Raw genomic sequence first — 15,626 nt, 5'->3', positions numbered from 1 at the left:
TTAAGCGTGCTCAGTGTCGTCTACAAATTCTTCTTCGGCTTCGTGTAGTTTACTTTTTACAGAATTTACAACTTTATCTTTCAAGCCGGTTAAGTGATCGATTTCATCAGCAGCTCTTTCTTTTAACGCATCTCCCAGTTCTTTTAAAGACTGATTTAATCTGTCACGAGTCTCACTTCCTTTTTCGGGTGCAAACAACAATCCCAATGCTGCACCAGCAGCCAGACCCGTTAATAATCCAATTAATACTTTTGAGTTATCGTTCATGACTTTAATTTTTATGTTTAATAATTGATTTTGTAGCGATGTAATTGATAATAGGTGATATTATTTGTTATAACTCTTTAGTCCCACCAATTGTTTTAATCTTTCTGAGAATTTAGCAGAATAAATGCTTCAGGTGGGATACCAAAGATAAATCAAAGGAACAATATGCTTCATCGTCCTCTGTTGATTTAAAATAAAAAAAGTGCCGGTTAGGTATCCAGATTTATAGCCTTCATCTTATTGTAAAGGGTTTTTCTATCTATATTTAAGATTTTTGCAGCTTTTGTTTTATTAAAGTTTACCTCACGAAGGACTTTAAGTATAGCTTCATACTCAGCTTCGGAAGCCGCATTTTTTAAGTCCCTTGATTTCTCATGATTCCGGTGAATAGTATTCTCTATGGCAGTAACTTTTGCATCAGTAGAAATTTCAAGCGGAAGGGCTTTTAATTGTATTTCGTCAGATTCAGTCAATAATGTTGCCCTGCGTACCACATTCTTTAGCTCTCTGACATTTCCAGGCCAGTTATAGCTCAAAAAACACTCCTCTACATCTTTAGAAAAACCCATTACATTTCTACCCAGTTCTTCGTTAGCGAAGTCAAGAAAGGTTTTGGCGAAAATCATAATATCTTTTCCTCTCATGCTCAATGGAGGAAGATTAATGGAGAACTCATTAAAACGGTGATATAAATCCTCTCTGAATCGACCTCTCTGTATAGCTGTAGCCAGATTTTCATTGGTTGCAACAATAATTCTGACATCGAGATCAATTTCTTTAGTGCTGCCTATACGTTTGATCTTCCTCTCCTGAACAGTCCTTAACAGTGCGGCCTGTAAATCATAAGATAAATTTCCTACTTCGTCCAGAAAAAGCGTTCCACCATTAGCCATTTCAAAATGACCGATTTTTGTATTCAAAGCTCCGGTAAATGATCCTTTTTCGTGTCCGAAAAACTCACTTCCTGCCAGTTCTTTAGTTAAAGAACCACAATCCATCGCCACAAATGGATTATCCCTCCTCGGACTGTTTAAATGAATGGCTTTTGCCACAGATTCTTTTCCTGTGCCACTTTCGCCAGTTAGAATTACACTGTATGAGGTTGGCGCAACCAATTGAATCTGCTTTAACAACTCTTTGGAAGCCTGACTTTGTCCTGCAACAAAATTCTCCACCTGATTATAGACTGGTTTAGAAGTTTTGGTTTTCTGCACTTCAGATCTTGCACCTTCAGCCGTTGTATCATTCAATGCTATCTGTGTGTCGATAGCCTTATTTATAGTATTTAAAATTTCATCCGGATACAGAGGCTTCGTAATATAATCGTAAGCACCCAGTTTAATCAGTTCAACAGCGAGTTTGATATCCGAATAACCAGTAATTATAATGACACCAGTCTGAGGATAATTCTCCTTAATCTTAATGAGCATTTCCTTTCCATCTGTATCTTCCAGTCTGTAATCACATAAAACAAGGTCATACTGATCTTTACTCAGATAGTCCTGTGCAGAAACCCCACTAGTCGCAGTATTTACACTAAACCCATTTCTGGTTAAGAATTTTGACAGTAATAAACCTATATTGATTTCATCATCTACTATTAGTATTCTTTTCATATCTAGCAACAAATTCTAAACTTATTCGATGATAAATATAAAGAAATATTTTATATGGGAAATATTTTCTACACTTATATATTCATATTCCCCTTAAAAGCATACTTATCCCCTGAGACGCTCATAGCATTCCCCGTCAAAATTTAAACCATTTATGATTAAGCAGTTAACGTCCTTTAAAATCTGCCAGGCGTTTTTCAAGAAAGGCGCTAACGCCCTCTTTGAAGTCTTGTGTACCAAAACATTTACCAAACTCTTCTATTTCGACTTCAAAACCATTTACATCCTCATTTACAGCTGCATTCACTGATTTTATTGCAGCAGCGATTGCAAGAGGCGCGCGCTGTTTTATTTTGTTCAGAATCTCTTCAGACTTTCCTATCAATTCTGCCAGAGGCACTACATGATTTACAAGTCCGATCTTCTCTGCTCTGTCTGCAGTTATCATATCTGCAGTAGTTATCATTTCTGTAGCTCTTCCTTTACCAACAAGCCGGGTTAGTCTTTGTGTCCCCCCATAACCAGGGATCAGACCCAAAGTAACTTCTGGCAGTCCCATTTTTGCAGTATCAGCAGCCACACGTATATGACATGCCATGGCAAGCTCTAAACCTCCCCCTAAAGCGAATCCATTAATTGCAGCAACAAATGGCTTTTTACTATTCTCTATTGCATCAAAAACATTGGTCTGACCATTTCTGGCAAGAGCTTCGCCCTGTTCTGTATTATAAGAAGAAAACTCAGAAATATCAGCGCCGGCTACAAAAGCCTTTTCACCTGCTCCCGTTAAAAGGACACCTCTCACTTCTTCAGTTCTTGCAGCATAAGCAATTACATCTGCCAGTTCGGTCAGCGTATCTTTATTAAGGGCATTTAATTTTGATTCCCGGTTAATGGTTACATAAAGTATATTCGCTTTAACCTCTGATAGTATATTCTGATAACTCATATTTAAAAGTTTCTGTGTTCATTAGCCCAATTGCGGATATAATCCACTATAGTAACCATAGTTGTTCCCGGTGCAAACAATTCGCCCACTCCGATTTCCTTTAGCTTGTCCATATCAGCCTCAGGAATTATCCCCCCACCAGTTAATAATACGTTGTTTAACTGTTTTTGTTTCATGAACTCAATAATTTTAGGAAACACAGTCATGTGCGCTCCTGATAAAATAGAAACACCTATCGCATCCACATCTTCCTGTAATGCAGTATTAACCACCATCTCAGGAGTTTGTCGTAAACCCGTATAAATCACTTCCATACCTGCATCCCTTAAGGATGTTGCAATCACTTTTGCTCCACGATCGTGTCCGTCCAGGCCTACTTTGGCTACTAAAATACGAATAGGCCGATTTAATGTTTTGCTCATAAATTATACCGATAATACATCGTAAATGTAAGTAAATTAGCTCTTTTATATTAACTTTGAATATAAATTTACAGTTTTTATGAGTGAGGAAAGATCATTGAACTTTATTGAAGAGATCATTGAAAACGATTTAAACAGTGGAAAGTATACAACTTTAGTTACACGTTTTCCACCTGAACCTAATGGATATTTACATATCGGACATGCTAAGGCAATTTGTCTGAACTTTGGTTTAACCCAGAAATATGGTGGTTATACCAATCTGAGATTTGATGATACAAATCCTGTGACGGAAAAAACTGAATATGTAGACAGTCAGCAGGAAGATATTAAATGGCTTGGTTTTGAATGGAAACATGAATTATATACTTCAGATTATTTTGATACCCTATATGATTTTGCTGTTAAGCTAATAGAAAATGGCCTTGCTTATGTAGATCATAGTACTGCCGATGAAATTGCTACACTGAAAGGAACACCAACAGAACCGGGAACTGACAGTCCATACCGCAGCCGCAGTGTTGAAGAAAACTTAACTCTGTTCAGCAGTATGAAAGCTGGTGAATTTGAAGATGGAGCTTGTATTCTGCGTGCAAAAATTGATATGTCAAGCCCTAATATGCTGATGCGTGATCCGATTATCTACCGTATCAAACATGCTGAACATCACCGTACAGGAAACAAATGGTGTATCTATCCAATGTATGATTTTGCACATGGTCAGAGTGATAGTATTGAGGAGATTACGCATTCTATCTGTACACTGGAATATGTTTCTCACCGTGAACTATATGACTGGTTTATTGCCCAGCTTGGTATTTTCCCTTCACACCAGTATGAATTTGCACGTTTAAACCTTACCTATACGGTAATGAGTAAACGTAAACTCTTACAATTGGTGAATGAAGGTGTAGTAACCGGATGGGACGATCCGCGTATGCCTACAATCAGCGGATTGAGAAGAAGGGGTTATACTCCTGAAAGTATCCGTGAATTCTGTGAAAGAATTGGTATTGCAAAAAGAGAAAACCTGATTGAACTAAGTCTGCTTGAATTCTGTATTCGTGAGCATTTAAATAAAACCGCCAATCGTGTAATGGCGGTGCTGGATCCTATTAAATTGGTTATTACGAATTACCCTGAGGGAAAAGAAGAGATTCTGATAGGAGAAAACAACCCTGAGGCTGAGGATAAAGGTGGCATAAGAGAAATTCCGTTCAGTAATAAACTTTGGATTGAACGTGAAGATTTTATGGAAGAACCTGCAAAAAAATGGTTCAGACTTGCACCTGGCGCAATGGTAAGATTAAAGAACGCTTATATTGTAAAATGTGAAGATTTCAAGAAAGATTCCGATGGAAATGTTACTGAAATCCATTGTACCTATATTCCTGAGTCTAAAAGCGGCGAAGACACTAGTGAAATCCACGTTAAAGGAACTATTCACTGGGTAAGCACTAAACATGCTAAAACTGCCGAGATCAGAGTTTATGATCGTTTATTCTCTGTGGAGTCTCCTGACAGTGAAGAAGGTGACTTTAAGGATTATCTGCACCCTGACAGTATAAAAATAATTAAAGAGGCATATATAGAGCCTTATCTGGCAGGTGCTGATCTTGAATCAAGATATCAGTTTATCCGCAAAGGATATTACTGTCTGGATAAAGATTCAACCGCTGATCACCTGGTTTTCAATCAGACTGTAGGTTTGAAAGATGCCTGGGCGAAAGCAAAAAAATAATTCATAAAAACCCCTGAGCATAATCAGGTTCAGGGGTTTTTTATAGGTTATTAGTATTTCTTGTAGAGATTGAATAAAATCATTTTATCTCCGTCTGTAAGTACGGGGCTGATATCTATCTGCACAAAATGACGCTTAAAGGCAACTATAGCAGCTGGCAGATTGCTGATATCATAACCAATAATACGCAGGGCGATTGCCGGGTCAAATTCTACAGGAGGAATTTGCAAAACAGTATCATACCATAATCCAAAACCTTTATCGGCAAGAACTTTCCATGGAAATTTATTCGGGTCCTGTTTACGTTTAGGCGCAATATCAGAATGCCCTATAATATTAGAGGTTGGAATATTATATTTTTTCTTGAGTGAGGTCAGCAGGGATAACAAACTATTCATTTGCGCATCAGAATAAGGCTCATTACCATTATTATCCAGCTCAATTCCCAGAGAACAGGAGTTCAGATCGTATTCATTACCCCATTTGGCCACACCAGCATGATTTGCCCGCAGATAGTCATTAACCATCTGAACTACTTTGCCATCTCTTCCAACAATATAGTGAGCACTGGTTTGCGTTTCTTTCTTAATAAAAGCCCGGATCGTCCCTTCTGTTGAGGTCATCGCAGTATGATGGATAATAATAAAGTTAGGTTTACGGATACCAAAATTCACAGAACCAACAAAAGACTGCTGATCGGCAGGAATCGTCTCAATATTCTGGTTAACCGGAGGCATCGCCGTCAGGATATTACCGAATTCCTTAGCCTGATTCTTATATATTTTATTTGTTGCCGCATATTTATTAGCCGAACAGGCAGCAAGGAAAACCAGAGGGATACTCAACAGTAAAATATTTTTACTTAAAGGGATTTGTCTCATCATAGGTAATTATAAACGGTGAAATTACTAATATTTACATAAATGCATTAGAATACGCTAATCTTTATGCCCGGGTTATTATTTTTCCTAATTTAGTTGCGTTATAAAAAATTACCATGAACAAAACTACCAAAGCAGCCTTATTTTTAGCAGGATGCTCGATCATTGCAGGTTTAGGAGCCTGTACTGGTACATCGGGGAGCAAGACAGCTACAACAACAACAGAAAAGCCAAGCGCAGTCAAAGACAGTCTGCAGGAATATGTCCACAAAAGACTGGATATTTATGAAACAGTTAAGTTAACAACCAATCTGAATGCATTAACTGCAAATGAGCGTAAAATACTGCCTCTACTGATACAAGCTGCACAGATTATGGATGAATTGTTCTGGAAGCAGGCATATCCGCAAAGGGATAGTCTGATGGCAGGATTGAAGGACGAAAAAACCAAAGAGTTTGTAAGAATAAATTATGGCCCGTGGGACAGGCTGAATGGCGACAAACCATTTATCGCGGGTATAGGCAGTAAACCAGAAGGAGCTTCATTTTATCCTGCCGGTATGACCAAAGCTGATCTGGATAAATCCGGCTTAAAGGATAAATTCAATGCTTATTCTGTTATTCAAAAGGATTCTACAGGCAAACTGATCAGCGTTCCTTATCATGTATTATTTGCACCTGAACTTCAAAGAGCTTCAAGTTTATTAAAACAAGCAGCATTAATGACTGAAGATGCAGGCTTTAAAAAGTATCTGAATCTTAGAGCTGATGCGCTGATGAACGATAATTTTAATGCAAGTGACTATGCATGGCTTGATATGAAAACCAATATCCTGGATATTATTATTGGCCCGATAGAAAATTATGAAGACAAAATGTTTAATGCACGTACTTCATATGAGGCTTATGTGCTGGTTAAAGATAAAGTCTGGAGTAAACGCCTGGCAAAATATGTGAGTATGCTTCCTGAATTACAAAAAGGGTTGCCGGTAGCAGAGAAATATAAAAAAGAAAAACCAGGTACAGATTCAGAGTTAAACGCTTATGATGTCGTTTACTATGCGGGTGATTGTAACTCAGGTTCAAAAACTATAGCTGTTAATTTACCAAATGATGAGGTTATCCAACAGAAAAAAGGCACGCGCAGATCACAGTTAAAAAATGCAATGAAAGCCAAATTTGATAAGATTCTGGTTCCTATTGCTGCAGAACTGATTGATAAGGATCAGCAGCAGTATATAAATTTTGATTCATTTTTTGCCAATGTAATGTTCCATGAAGTTGCACATGGATTGGGTATCAAAAATACGGTTACAGGTAAAGGTTTTGTGAAAGAAGCCCTGAAAGAACAATCTGGCTGGCTGGAAGAAGGAAAAGCAGATATCCTGGGTCTTTATATGGTAACCGGCTTATTGAAAAAAGGGGAATTAACCGGTGATATTAAAACATACTATACCACCTTTATGGCTGGTCTGCTTCGTTCAGTAAGATTTGGTGCATCAAGTGCTCATGGTAAAGCAAATATGCAGTGTTTCAATTTTTTCAAAGAGAAAGGCGCTTTTGTAAGAACCACAAATGGAACATATAAAGTAGATTTCGCTAAGTTCCAGACAGCGATGAACGACCTTAGTAATGTAATCCTTACGCTTCAGGGCAATGGAGACAGAGCTGCGGTAGAGAAAGTACAAAATACCTATGCCGTAATCAGTCCTGAATTACAATCAGATTTAGATAGATTAAGCAAAAAAGGAATTCCTGTAGATGTTATTTTTGAACAGGGAGTAGACGTGTTAGGTGTAAAATAAAGTATACATGTTATAAAAGATCCTGTCAGGTTTAAAATCCTGACGGGATTTTTTATGCAGGAAGATGTTTCAAAATGATATTTTCCAGCTCCTGAATATCGAATGGCTTCGACAAATAACCATCTGCACCAGCCTGATCTGCCAGTGACATTACATCATTATTGGCAGAGAAATAGATTACAGGTATATTCTTAAGTTTTTCATCGTTTTTAAGCGCTCTGGTGGCATCAATACCACCTACATCAGGTAACCAGTTATCCATAAAAATAATGTCTGGTATGTAAGCCATAACCTGCTCTATAATATTATTCGAAGTAGAAGAGGTCTTGATTTCGTAGCCCGCATCTTCCAGAATAAAGGTACATAGTTCAAGGATGTCGGTATTATCATCAAAAATGAACACTTTTTTTTGTTCAGCCATTATAAAATTTTGGATTAAGACAACAAATTTATAAATTCTGCCATATCTTCAATGCGTAAAATGTAATCTATTTTAGCATGTATGGAAGCTTGCTGTGGCATATAGGAAACTTGTGCCGTTGCAGGATCCTGGATGGCTGTAATTCCTCCCCATGCTTTCGCACTAATCAGCCCGTTTACACCGTCAGAATTGGATCCGGATAGTAAAAGGCAAACTAATTTAGTTTTGTAAACCTCAGCTGCAGTTTGAAAAGTAACATCAATTGCCGGCCTGGAATAATTTATCTTCTCCGAATAATCGAGAGAAAAACTCTTGTCTTTTTCAATCAGTGTATGATAATCTGATGGAGCAACATAGACTGTTCCAGCCAGTATAGGTTCTTTTTCGTCTATTTCTTTAACGATCAGACTGGTTCTTCCTGAAAGTAATTCAGGAAGCAGGGAATCAGCTCCATATTTTCTGTGAACTACAATAATAATAGGAAAACTAAGCGTACTATCGAGCGCAGGGAGTACTTTCAACAGTACATCCAGACTTCCGGCAGAGCCTCCAATGATTAATGCTTCACATTTTTCCATCAGCTTACTTTCCTCCAGATTTTTTCTGCGGGAATCCGCTTAAAATTTTTCGAGATCGGAGAGAAATCAATTGTTTCTTTACTTCCTAAAGCGAGGTACCCCAACCCCTCCAGACTTTCATCGAACAGATTTAAAACTTTATGCTGTAAATCCCTGTCAAAATAAATCAATACATTACGACATAAAATCAACTGAAATTCATTGAAAGAATGATCAGATACCAGGTTATGGGTAGAAAAAATAATCTTACTTTTTAGTTCGTCATTGAATTTAGCCAATGAGTAGTTTGCAGTATAATAGCTTGAAAAATCTTTCGTCCCTCCCGACAATATATAATTTTCAGAGTACTGTTTCATCTGACTTAACGCAAACATACTCTGTGCTGCTTTCTCCAGCACAACCGGATTTAAATCCGTAGCATAAATCAGGGATTTGTGCAATAGATTCAGCTCTTTGAGAATTATAGAAATAGAATAAGCTTCTTCACCAGTTGAACAGCCTGCCAGCCATATCCTGATAAAAGGATAAGTCCCAAGGTTTGGAAATACGACATCTCTCAATGTCTTAAAAAACCCGGGATCCCGGAACATCTCTGTTACATTCACTGTAATCTGCTCTACAAATCTTTTGAAGTAAACAGTATCGTTATTTATTCTGTACCGGAATTCAGCGAAACTTACCTGTTTATCCAGCGAATATAATCTGAGTATTCTTCTTTTGATAGAAGCTTTGGAATAACCCGTAAAATCATACCCATACTGCTCCAGCAGGTCTCCCAGTAAAATTTCAACCTGCTCGTCGGTAATCACAGACAATTCCTGATTCATCTAAATATATTTAGCCAATAAAGTCGTTAAACTATCTATATTAATTGGTTTTGATACATATCCGACAGCGCCCGCATTCAAACAACGCTCTCTGTCTCCAAGCATTGCCTGTGCTGTAACTGCAATTACCGGAATATCTTTTAAATCCGGATCCTTACTCATAATAGACATGGCTTCATAACCATCCATTCCAGGCATCATCATATCCATTAGTACTACAGCAATATCATTTTGCTCTTCCAGCAATTGTAATCCCTCTTCTCCACCAATTGCCGAAAGGCACTGATATCCCTTGGATTTCAAGACCGCTTTTAAGGCAAAAATATTCCTGTTATCGTCATCTATAATTAATATTTTTCTCTTCTTTTCCATACCTTAAAACATGGTGGTTTTTTTAAATTTTATCATAAAGCCATACACGCAATAAAGAAATCAGCTGATCCACATCAACTGGTTTGGAGATATAATCCGATGCTCCCGCAGCGATGCATTTTTCCCTATCTCCCATCATTGCCTTCGCAGTAACAGCCAGAACAGGCAAATGTTTGAATGCATTTATTTTTCTAATTTCCATGGTACTTTCATATCCGTCCATCTCCGGCATCATCATATCCATCAGGACTATATCTACCGATGGATTGTCTTTAAGCAATTGCAACGCTTCTCTGCCATCTGTAGCGGCCAGGACTTTCATCTTGTGCTGCTCCAGAGCTTTAGTTAAAGAAAAGATATTTCTAACATCATCATCAGCAATCAAAACCGTTTTGTTGTGCAACACTTCATATAGCCCCCCCAGACTTTCTGTTGTCGTTTTCTTTTTACTTTCAACAGATTTTTCTTCCACCAAATGAAGGAACAGGCCTGCTTCATCCAGAATGCGCTGATAAGAATGTGCTGTTTTTACAACGATGGAATCTGCATATTGCTTAATCCTGCGTTCTTCACCCTGTGACAGGTTTTTACCTGTAAAAATAATAATTGGAAGATTTTCAAGCCCCTGGCTCTTTTTAATCGTTTCCAGAGTCAGGTATGCATTCTTATCCGGGATACCCATATCCAGAATCACACAATCCACTTCTTTACGATGAAGAGCATCAACACTTTCAGAGACATTATTGACAACCTCAGTCTGTATTTCATGGTTACTTAAGAAATAACTCAGTGCTTTTGCATGTTGCTGATTTTCTTCGACAATCAATACTTTTTTGGGATGACGACTTAAAGCATGCTCCAGTTTCTGAAAGATCTGTTGCATATGTTCCAGCGCAACCGGTTTATTGATAAAGTCGACAGCTCCCTTTAATAAACTCTCTTTTTTAACCTCAAGCGAAGACATAATATGCACTGGAATAGGTCTGGTTACCGGATTTGCTTTCAATTCTTCCATAACCTGCCATCCATCTTTTACCGGCAGCTGAATATCCAGCAGTATCGCTAAAGGTTTATAGTGATTAGCCAGCTCAATTCCAATATCTCCTCTTACGGCCACTATTCCTTTATAATTACGCTTGCGGGTAAAATTCAGCAGCGCCTTAGCGAAAGAAGTATCATCCTCAATAATCAGAATAATTTTGTCTCCTTTGACAATATTTGCCCTGTCATCTTCAATTTCCTGCGGGATATGGTCTACAGTAAAACGTTCCGGCAATGCAAATGAGACAACCTCTTCTGGTTGTATAACCGGGCTATCTGTATAATCATGAATAGCATGAATTTCCTCTTCCAGTTCGGCAGCAATACCGTCAATTGGTAAAGTAAGAATGAATGTACTGCCCATATTTTCTGCGCTGGTCAGCTCTATTTCACCACCCAGTAACTTAGCCAGTTCACGACTAATAGAAAGCCCTAAGCCTGTTCCACCAAATTTTCTTCTGGTAGAACCATCTGCCTGCTGAAAAGCTTCAAAGACAAGGGCCTGTTTAGACAAAGGAATACCAATTCCTGTATCTGTAACTTTAAATATCATAGTATTACCTGCCTTATCTTCCGAGATATTTAAGACAACACTTCCTTTAGCCGTAAATTTAATTGCATTAGACAGTAAATTTTTCAGAATCTGTTCCAGACGCATCTTATCAGTATGAAGCAATGAAGCATTCTCATCCAGTACAATTTTAAACTCCAGCTGTTTATTTTTTGCTATTGGATTAAACAATGAACGCATATCTGACGAGACTTCACTCAAACTGATATCTGCAAGCTCAAGCTTCATCTTACCTGCTTCAATTTTTGACAGATCCAGGATCTCATCTATCAGTCCTAACAATCCCTGTCCTGAACTTTGAATCACCTCCGCATATTCTATATATTCCGGATCCAGTTCTTCATTATCAGACATTAATTTAGACAACAATAAAATAGAATTTAATGGCGTCCTCAGCTCATGAGACATATTTGCCAGAAACTCCGATTTATATTTTGTGCTTTGCTCCAATTGTTCCGATTTTCGCTGAATCTCCAGATTGTGTTCATAGATCATCTGATTCTTCTCTTCAAGCAATGTAGTTCTTTCTTCCAGTTCCTGGTTACTTTGCAACAGCTCTTCCTGCTGTACCCTGAGTTCCTCTTCTGATGTCTGTATTTTTTGAGTCTGGGCTTCCAGTTCAGCATTCAAACCTTCAAGTTCACTATGTTGTGCCTGTAGTTCTTCTGCCTGCGCCTGTGTTTCTTCCAGAAAATCCTGTAATCTTTTCCTGTTTTGAGCCACATGAACAGCTACTCCAATATTTTCCGATATATTATTGAAAAAGTCTAACTGCAGCTGGCTAAAGGTGTTCAATGAACCAAATTCCATGACACCGACTATAGCATTATTCCTGAGAATAGGTACGGCGACAATATTTTTTGGCCTGGTATTTCCAGCTGCATAACTAATGGTCAGCTCTCCATCCGGAATATCATTCAGTAGAATCTGTTTCCCCGACTTCAGCGCCTGTCCGACCAGCCCTTCCCCCTGTTTCAGTGTTTTTTTCCACTGATCTTGCAGTAATGCATAACTACCTGTCAGATGAAGCAGGCGATCTTCTTCTAAAAGATAAAACGCGGCAACATGCGCACTGGTATGCTGAATTATATTTTCCAGAATATCATTGGCCAGAGTCTCTATATTTTTCTCTCCAACCATTTTATCATTCAGACTGGCAATACCAGATTGCAGCCACTCCTTATCCGCAAGCAGGGTGAAAGAATATTTTAAAGATTCGGCCATAGCGTTCAGCGATACGGCCAGACGTCCTAAACCATCCTCTGATATTTCATCAAGTCTGATTTCATAATCCCCTGTAGAAATTCTGGCAGCCACATCCTGAATAACCCGGATCCGGCGGTCAACTTCCCTGTTGGTCACTTCCAGTGCATCCTGCAGCTTAACTCTTGCTTCAAAATCAGAAGATACCCTGCGGTAAAAGAATATCGTAATTAAAATAGCGAGCAGCGCGGCCAGCAGAATTAAAACCGGAGTAAAACCCGCCAGCTTATTCTGATTTGCTGTGCGCATAAGTAACAATCTTTGCTCCTCAACCTGCATAGTTTTAATTACCCTTCTGGCGTTGTCCATATAGCCCTTACCCGCCAGCAGATCACCAATGCTGATCGTCCCTCCTTTCCTTTTAATGGCTATGGACTTCTCCAGAATGCCTAAACGCCCCTCAATGATTTCTCTTAATTTTTTGATATTAACCTGTTGTGAAGCATTGTCTACCGTTTGCTGCTGTAAAGTATCCAGCAGTACAATTGCTTCACCCTTAGCCCCATTATAAGGCTCGAGAAAAGCCTCGTCTCCGGTTAAAAGAAAGCCTCTCTGTCCGGTCTCCGCATCTTTTAAAGCAGATAAAACACCTTCTGTATGGGAGATAATAGAATTACTCTGAGAAACCAGTTTCGAGTTCTTGATCAGGTTGCTGATGCTGACATAAGAAGCAACCGAACTGATAAAAAGCAATAATAAAGACAACCCCAGTCCAAAACGAAGGTTATTTTTTAATGTTTTCTTGATCATAAGAAGGAAATATTTTTAAGCTGTTTCAGTTGTTGAAATTAAAGGGATATTGAAATAAAACTCAGACCCTTCTCCTAAAGTACTGTTTACTCCTACAGTACCACCATGTCTTTCAATAATCTCAGCAGAGATATATAAGCCAATGCCCAATCCCTGGAAATGTATAGAGGTTTCTTCTACCCGGTAAAATTTATCAAAGACGTTTTTCTGCTGTTCAGGCTGGATACCAATACCAAAATCCCTCACAGCAACGGTCACGCGTTCATTCTCAACTGTTACCTTAATATGAACCTCTGTTGTTCCGGGCGCATATTTAATCGCGTTGGTCAGAAAGTTAACAATAACCTGTTCTATGCGCATTTCATCTGCAAAAATATCTACAGGAACATGACCGGTTTTTGTTATTGTGAATTCCGGATTGGATTGGTGAATCACTTCTACAATACCATCCAGAAGGGTATTCAAATTGAAGTATTTCTTGTTAAATTTAAGTTTACCACTCTCGATTTTAGAGATATCAAGCAGATCTGCAATCAGGTTGTTCAATTTATCTAGCTGCAGCTGTGCTTTTTTCAAGTGTTTTTTTACTGTTGGAATATCGCCTTTATCTACACTTCTTTCCAATAGCTGCACATATCCCTTAACACTGGTTAGCGGGGTTTTCAGCTCATGACTGGCAATGCTGATAAATTCATCCTTTTTCCTTTCCGCTCTTTTGCGGAATTCGATTTCTTCGAGCAGTGTTTTCTGAACTTCTATTAATTTTCTGCTTTGCTCGTATATCCGATAAAAAGTCTTCACCTTAAGCAGTAAAATATTGATATCTACCGGCTTGGTAATATAATCAAGTCCTCCTGAAGAATAGCCTTTAGTAATAAAACTTAATTCAGTATTTGCAGCTGATAAAAATATGATTGCCGTTTCTCTGGCCTTACTGTATCCTGCAATAGCTTCCGCAACCTCGAAACCATCCATCCCAGGCATCTGAACATCTAATATAATTAATACATAAGCTGTTTTAAGTACCTTTTTCAGAGCCTCTTCACCCGAAGAAGCAGTATCGACTTCAAAGTTGTGTCTTTCGAGAACCTTTTTTAGAGAAGTTAAGTTCTCTGGCGTATCGTCTACAATTAGGATCATTATGATGAATAAATAATACTTCAACTATTTCGCTATCAACAGTTAAAGCTGACAGCTTCTGCTAATTTTCGTAAAATAGAGATTTTTTTTTGTTTAAATTATATCCGTAATAAAAATGTGGCCGACTACACGGAAATCCTAGAGCTGGTTGCTATTAAAAGTATCGCCCTGGTTAATATCTCCGGTATCAAACCCTTTTTTGAACCAGTACACTCTTTGGGCAGAAGTCCCATGGGTAAAAGCATCAGGAACAATTTGTCCGCCGGATTGTTTTTGCAATTTATCATCACCGATAGCATTTGCAGCTGTCAGTGCTTCTTCCAAATCCCCCGGATCCAATTCAAAATCTTTTAGTTTTTGCGCATGATTAGCCCATAATCCGGCAAAAAAATCAGCCTGTAATTCAAGCTTTACAGAAAGTTTATTGTATTCAGTTTTTGATAAAGATCCACGTGCACGCTCTAACTTTTCAGATATACCCAGCAGATTTTGCACATGGTGTCCTATCTCATGAGCAACAACATATGCCTGAGCAAAATCTCCTGCAGCTCCAAACCGATCTTTCAAGTCTGTATAAAAACTCAGATCTATATAAACTTTGTGATCTCCCGGACAATAAAAAGGCCCAACGGCAGCTTCCGCAAAACCACAGGCAGACTCTGTACTACCTCTAAAAACCTGCAGTTTAGGGTGCTCATAGGTTCTACCCATTTTACTAAACTCTTCATCCCAGACCTCCTCAGTAGACTTCAGTACACCACTTACAAATTGCAGATCAGGGTCAGTATTTAATCCCTTTTTAACCTCAACCTGACCGGTTTCACCCAAAGGTAACTGGGAAACCAATCCGGTAAGGTCAGTGCCAAAAAACAAGCCCACAATGACTACAATCAGGCCTATACCGCCACCTAACATCGTTTTTCCTCCAGAGGAACCTCTTGCGTCTTCTACGTTATCACTACCCTTACCGAACCACTTCATA

14 protein-coding genes are annotated in these 15,626 nt (G+C 38.5%); 2 read left to right on the top strand and 12 right to left on the bottom strand.

Annotated elements, in window-relative coordinates:
* The 4 genes from PL_RS15655 to PL_RS15640 all read right to left on the bottom strand — a co-directional run bounded on the left by PL_RS15655 (position 1) and on the right by PL_RS15640 (position 3,254).
* The gene (locus PL_RS15655) at positions 1 to 267 is read right to left on the bottom strand and encodes a YtxH domain-containing protein (RefSeq protein WP_041883463.1); all 267 of its coding nucleotides are present in this window, start codon (positions 265 to 267) and stop codon (positions 1 to 3) included.
* 209 nt (positions 268 to 476) lie between these two features.
* Positions 477 to 1,883, bottom strand: a complete 1,407-nt coding sequence (locus PL_RS15650; protein ID WP_041883464.1) for a sigma-54-dependent transcriptional regulator — start codon at positions 1,881 to 1,883, stop codon at positions 477 to 479.
* Between the two features lie 166 nt (positions 1,884 to 2,049).
* Positions 2,050 to 2,832, bottom strand: coding sequence for an enoyl-CoA hydratase/isomerase family protein (locus tag PL_RS15645; protein ID WP_041883465.1), 783 nt, complete (start codon positions 2,830 to 2,832; stop codon positions 2,050 to 2,052).
* A 2-nt stretch (positions 2,833 to 2,834) separates the two neighbouring features.
* The gene (locus tag PL_RS15640) at positions 2,835 to 3,254 is read right to left on the bottom strand and encodes a cobalamin B12-binding domain-containing protein (RefSeq protein WP_041883466.1); all 420 of its coding nucleotides are present in this window, start codon (positions 3,252 to 3,254) and stop codon (positions 2,835 to 2,837) included.
* Positions 3,255 to 3,333: 79 nt separating this feature from the next.
* Here PL_RS15640 and PL_RS15635 point away from each other — a divergent pair, with 79 nt between their 5' ends.
* Positions 3,334 to 4,995, top strand: coding sequence for a glutamine--tRNA ligase/YqeY domain fusion protein (locus PL_RS15635; protein WP_041883468.1), 1,662 nt, complete (start codon positions 3,334 to 3,336; stop codon positions 4,993 to 4,995).
* Positions 4,996 to 5,045: 50 nt separating this feature from the next.
* Here the strand turns inward: PL_RS15635 and PL_RS15630 are convergent, their stop codons facing one another.
* The gene (locus PL_RS15630) at positions 5,046 to 5,876 is read right to left on the bottom strand and encodes an N-acetylmuramoyl-L-alanine amidase (RefSeq protein ID WP_041883469.1); all 831 of its coding nucleotides are present in this window, start codon (positions 5,874 to 5,876) and stop codon (positions 5,046 to 5,048) included.
* A 116-nt stretch (positions 5,877 to 5,992) separates the two neighbouring features.
* Between PL_RS15630 and PL_RS15625 the strand changes: the two genes are divergently transcribed.
* The gene (locus PL_RS15625; protein WP_052496414.1) at positions 5,993 to 7,681 is read left to right on the top strand and encodes a dipeptidyl-peptidase 3 family protein; all 1,689 of its coding nucleotides are present in this window, start codon (positions 5,993 to 5,995) and stop codon (positions 7,679 to 7,681) included.
* Positions 7,682 to 7,733: 52 nt separating this feature from the next.
* Here PL_RS15625 and PL_RS15620 read toward each other — a convergent pair whose 3' ends face one another.
* From PL_RS15620 to ypfJ, 7 genes are all read right to left on the bottom strand, one after another.
* Complete coding sequence (locus PL_RS15620; RefSeq protein WP_041883470.1) at positions 7,734 to 8,102, bottom strand: response regulator; 369 nt, start codon at positions 8,100 to 8,102, stop codon at positions 7,734 to 7,736.
* 14 nt (positions 8,103 to 8,116) lie between these two features.
* Positions 8,117 to 8,680, bottom strand: a complete 564-nt coding sequence (locus tag PL_RS15615; protein ID WP_082035972.1) for a chemotaxis protein CheB — start codon at positions 8,678 to 8,680, stop codon at positions 8,117 to 8,119.
* Positions 8,680 to 9,507, bottom strand: a complete 828-nt coding sequence (locus tag PL_RS15610) for a CheR family methyltransferase (protein WP_041883472.1) — start codon at positions 9,505 to 9,507, stop codon at positions 8,680 to 8,682. Before PL_RS15610 ends, PL_RS15615 begins: the two co-directional genes overlap by 1 nt.
* On the bottom strand, positions 9,508 to 9,879 hold the full coding sequence (locus PL_RS15605; protein WP_041883473.1) for a response regulator: 372 nt from the start codon (positions 9,877 to 9,879) through the stop codon (positions 9,508 to 9,510). It abuts the gene before it with no gap.
* Positions 9,880 to 9,901: 22 nt separating this feature from the next.
* Positions 9,902 to 13,504 (bottom strand): response regulator, encoded by a 3,603-nt coding sequence (locus PL_RS15600; protein WP_041883475.1) that lies wholly within the window; start codon positions 13,502 to 13,504, stop codon positions 9,902 to 9,904.
* Positions 13,505 to 13,519: 15 nt separating this feature from the next.
* Positions 13,520 to 14,644 carry a hybrid sensor histidine kinase/response regulator gene (locus PL_RS15595; protein WP_041883476.1) on the bottom strand — a complete coding sequence of 375 codons (1,125 nt, stop codon included), beginning with the start codon at positions 14,642 to 14,644 and terminating at the stop codon, positions 13,520 to 13,522.
* Positions 14,645 to 14,782: 138 nt separating this feature from the next.
* Positions 14,783 to 15,625 (bottom strand): KPN_02809 family neutral zinc metallopeptidase, encoded by an 843-nt coding sequence (gene ypfJ / locus PL_RS15590; protein ID WP_041883477.1) that lies wholly within the window; start codon positions 15,623 to 15,625, stop codon positions 14,783 to 14,785.
* Between the last annotated feature and the right edge of the window lies 1 nt (position 15,626).

The sequence above is a fragment of the Pedobacter lusitanus genome (genome assembly GCF_040026395.1).
Taxonomy (GTDB): domain Bacteria; phylum Bacteroidota; class Bacteroidia; order Sphingobacteriales; family Sphingobacteriaceae; genus Pedobacter; species Pedobacter lusitanus.
This window is presented reverse-complemented; position numbering and strand designations above follow the sequence as displayed.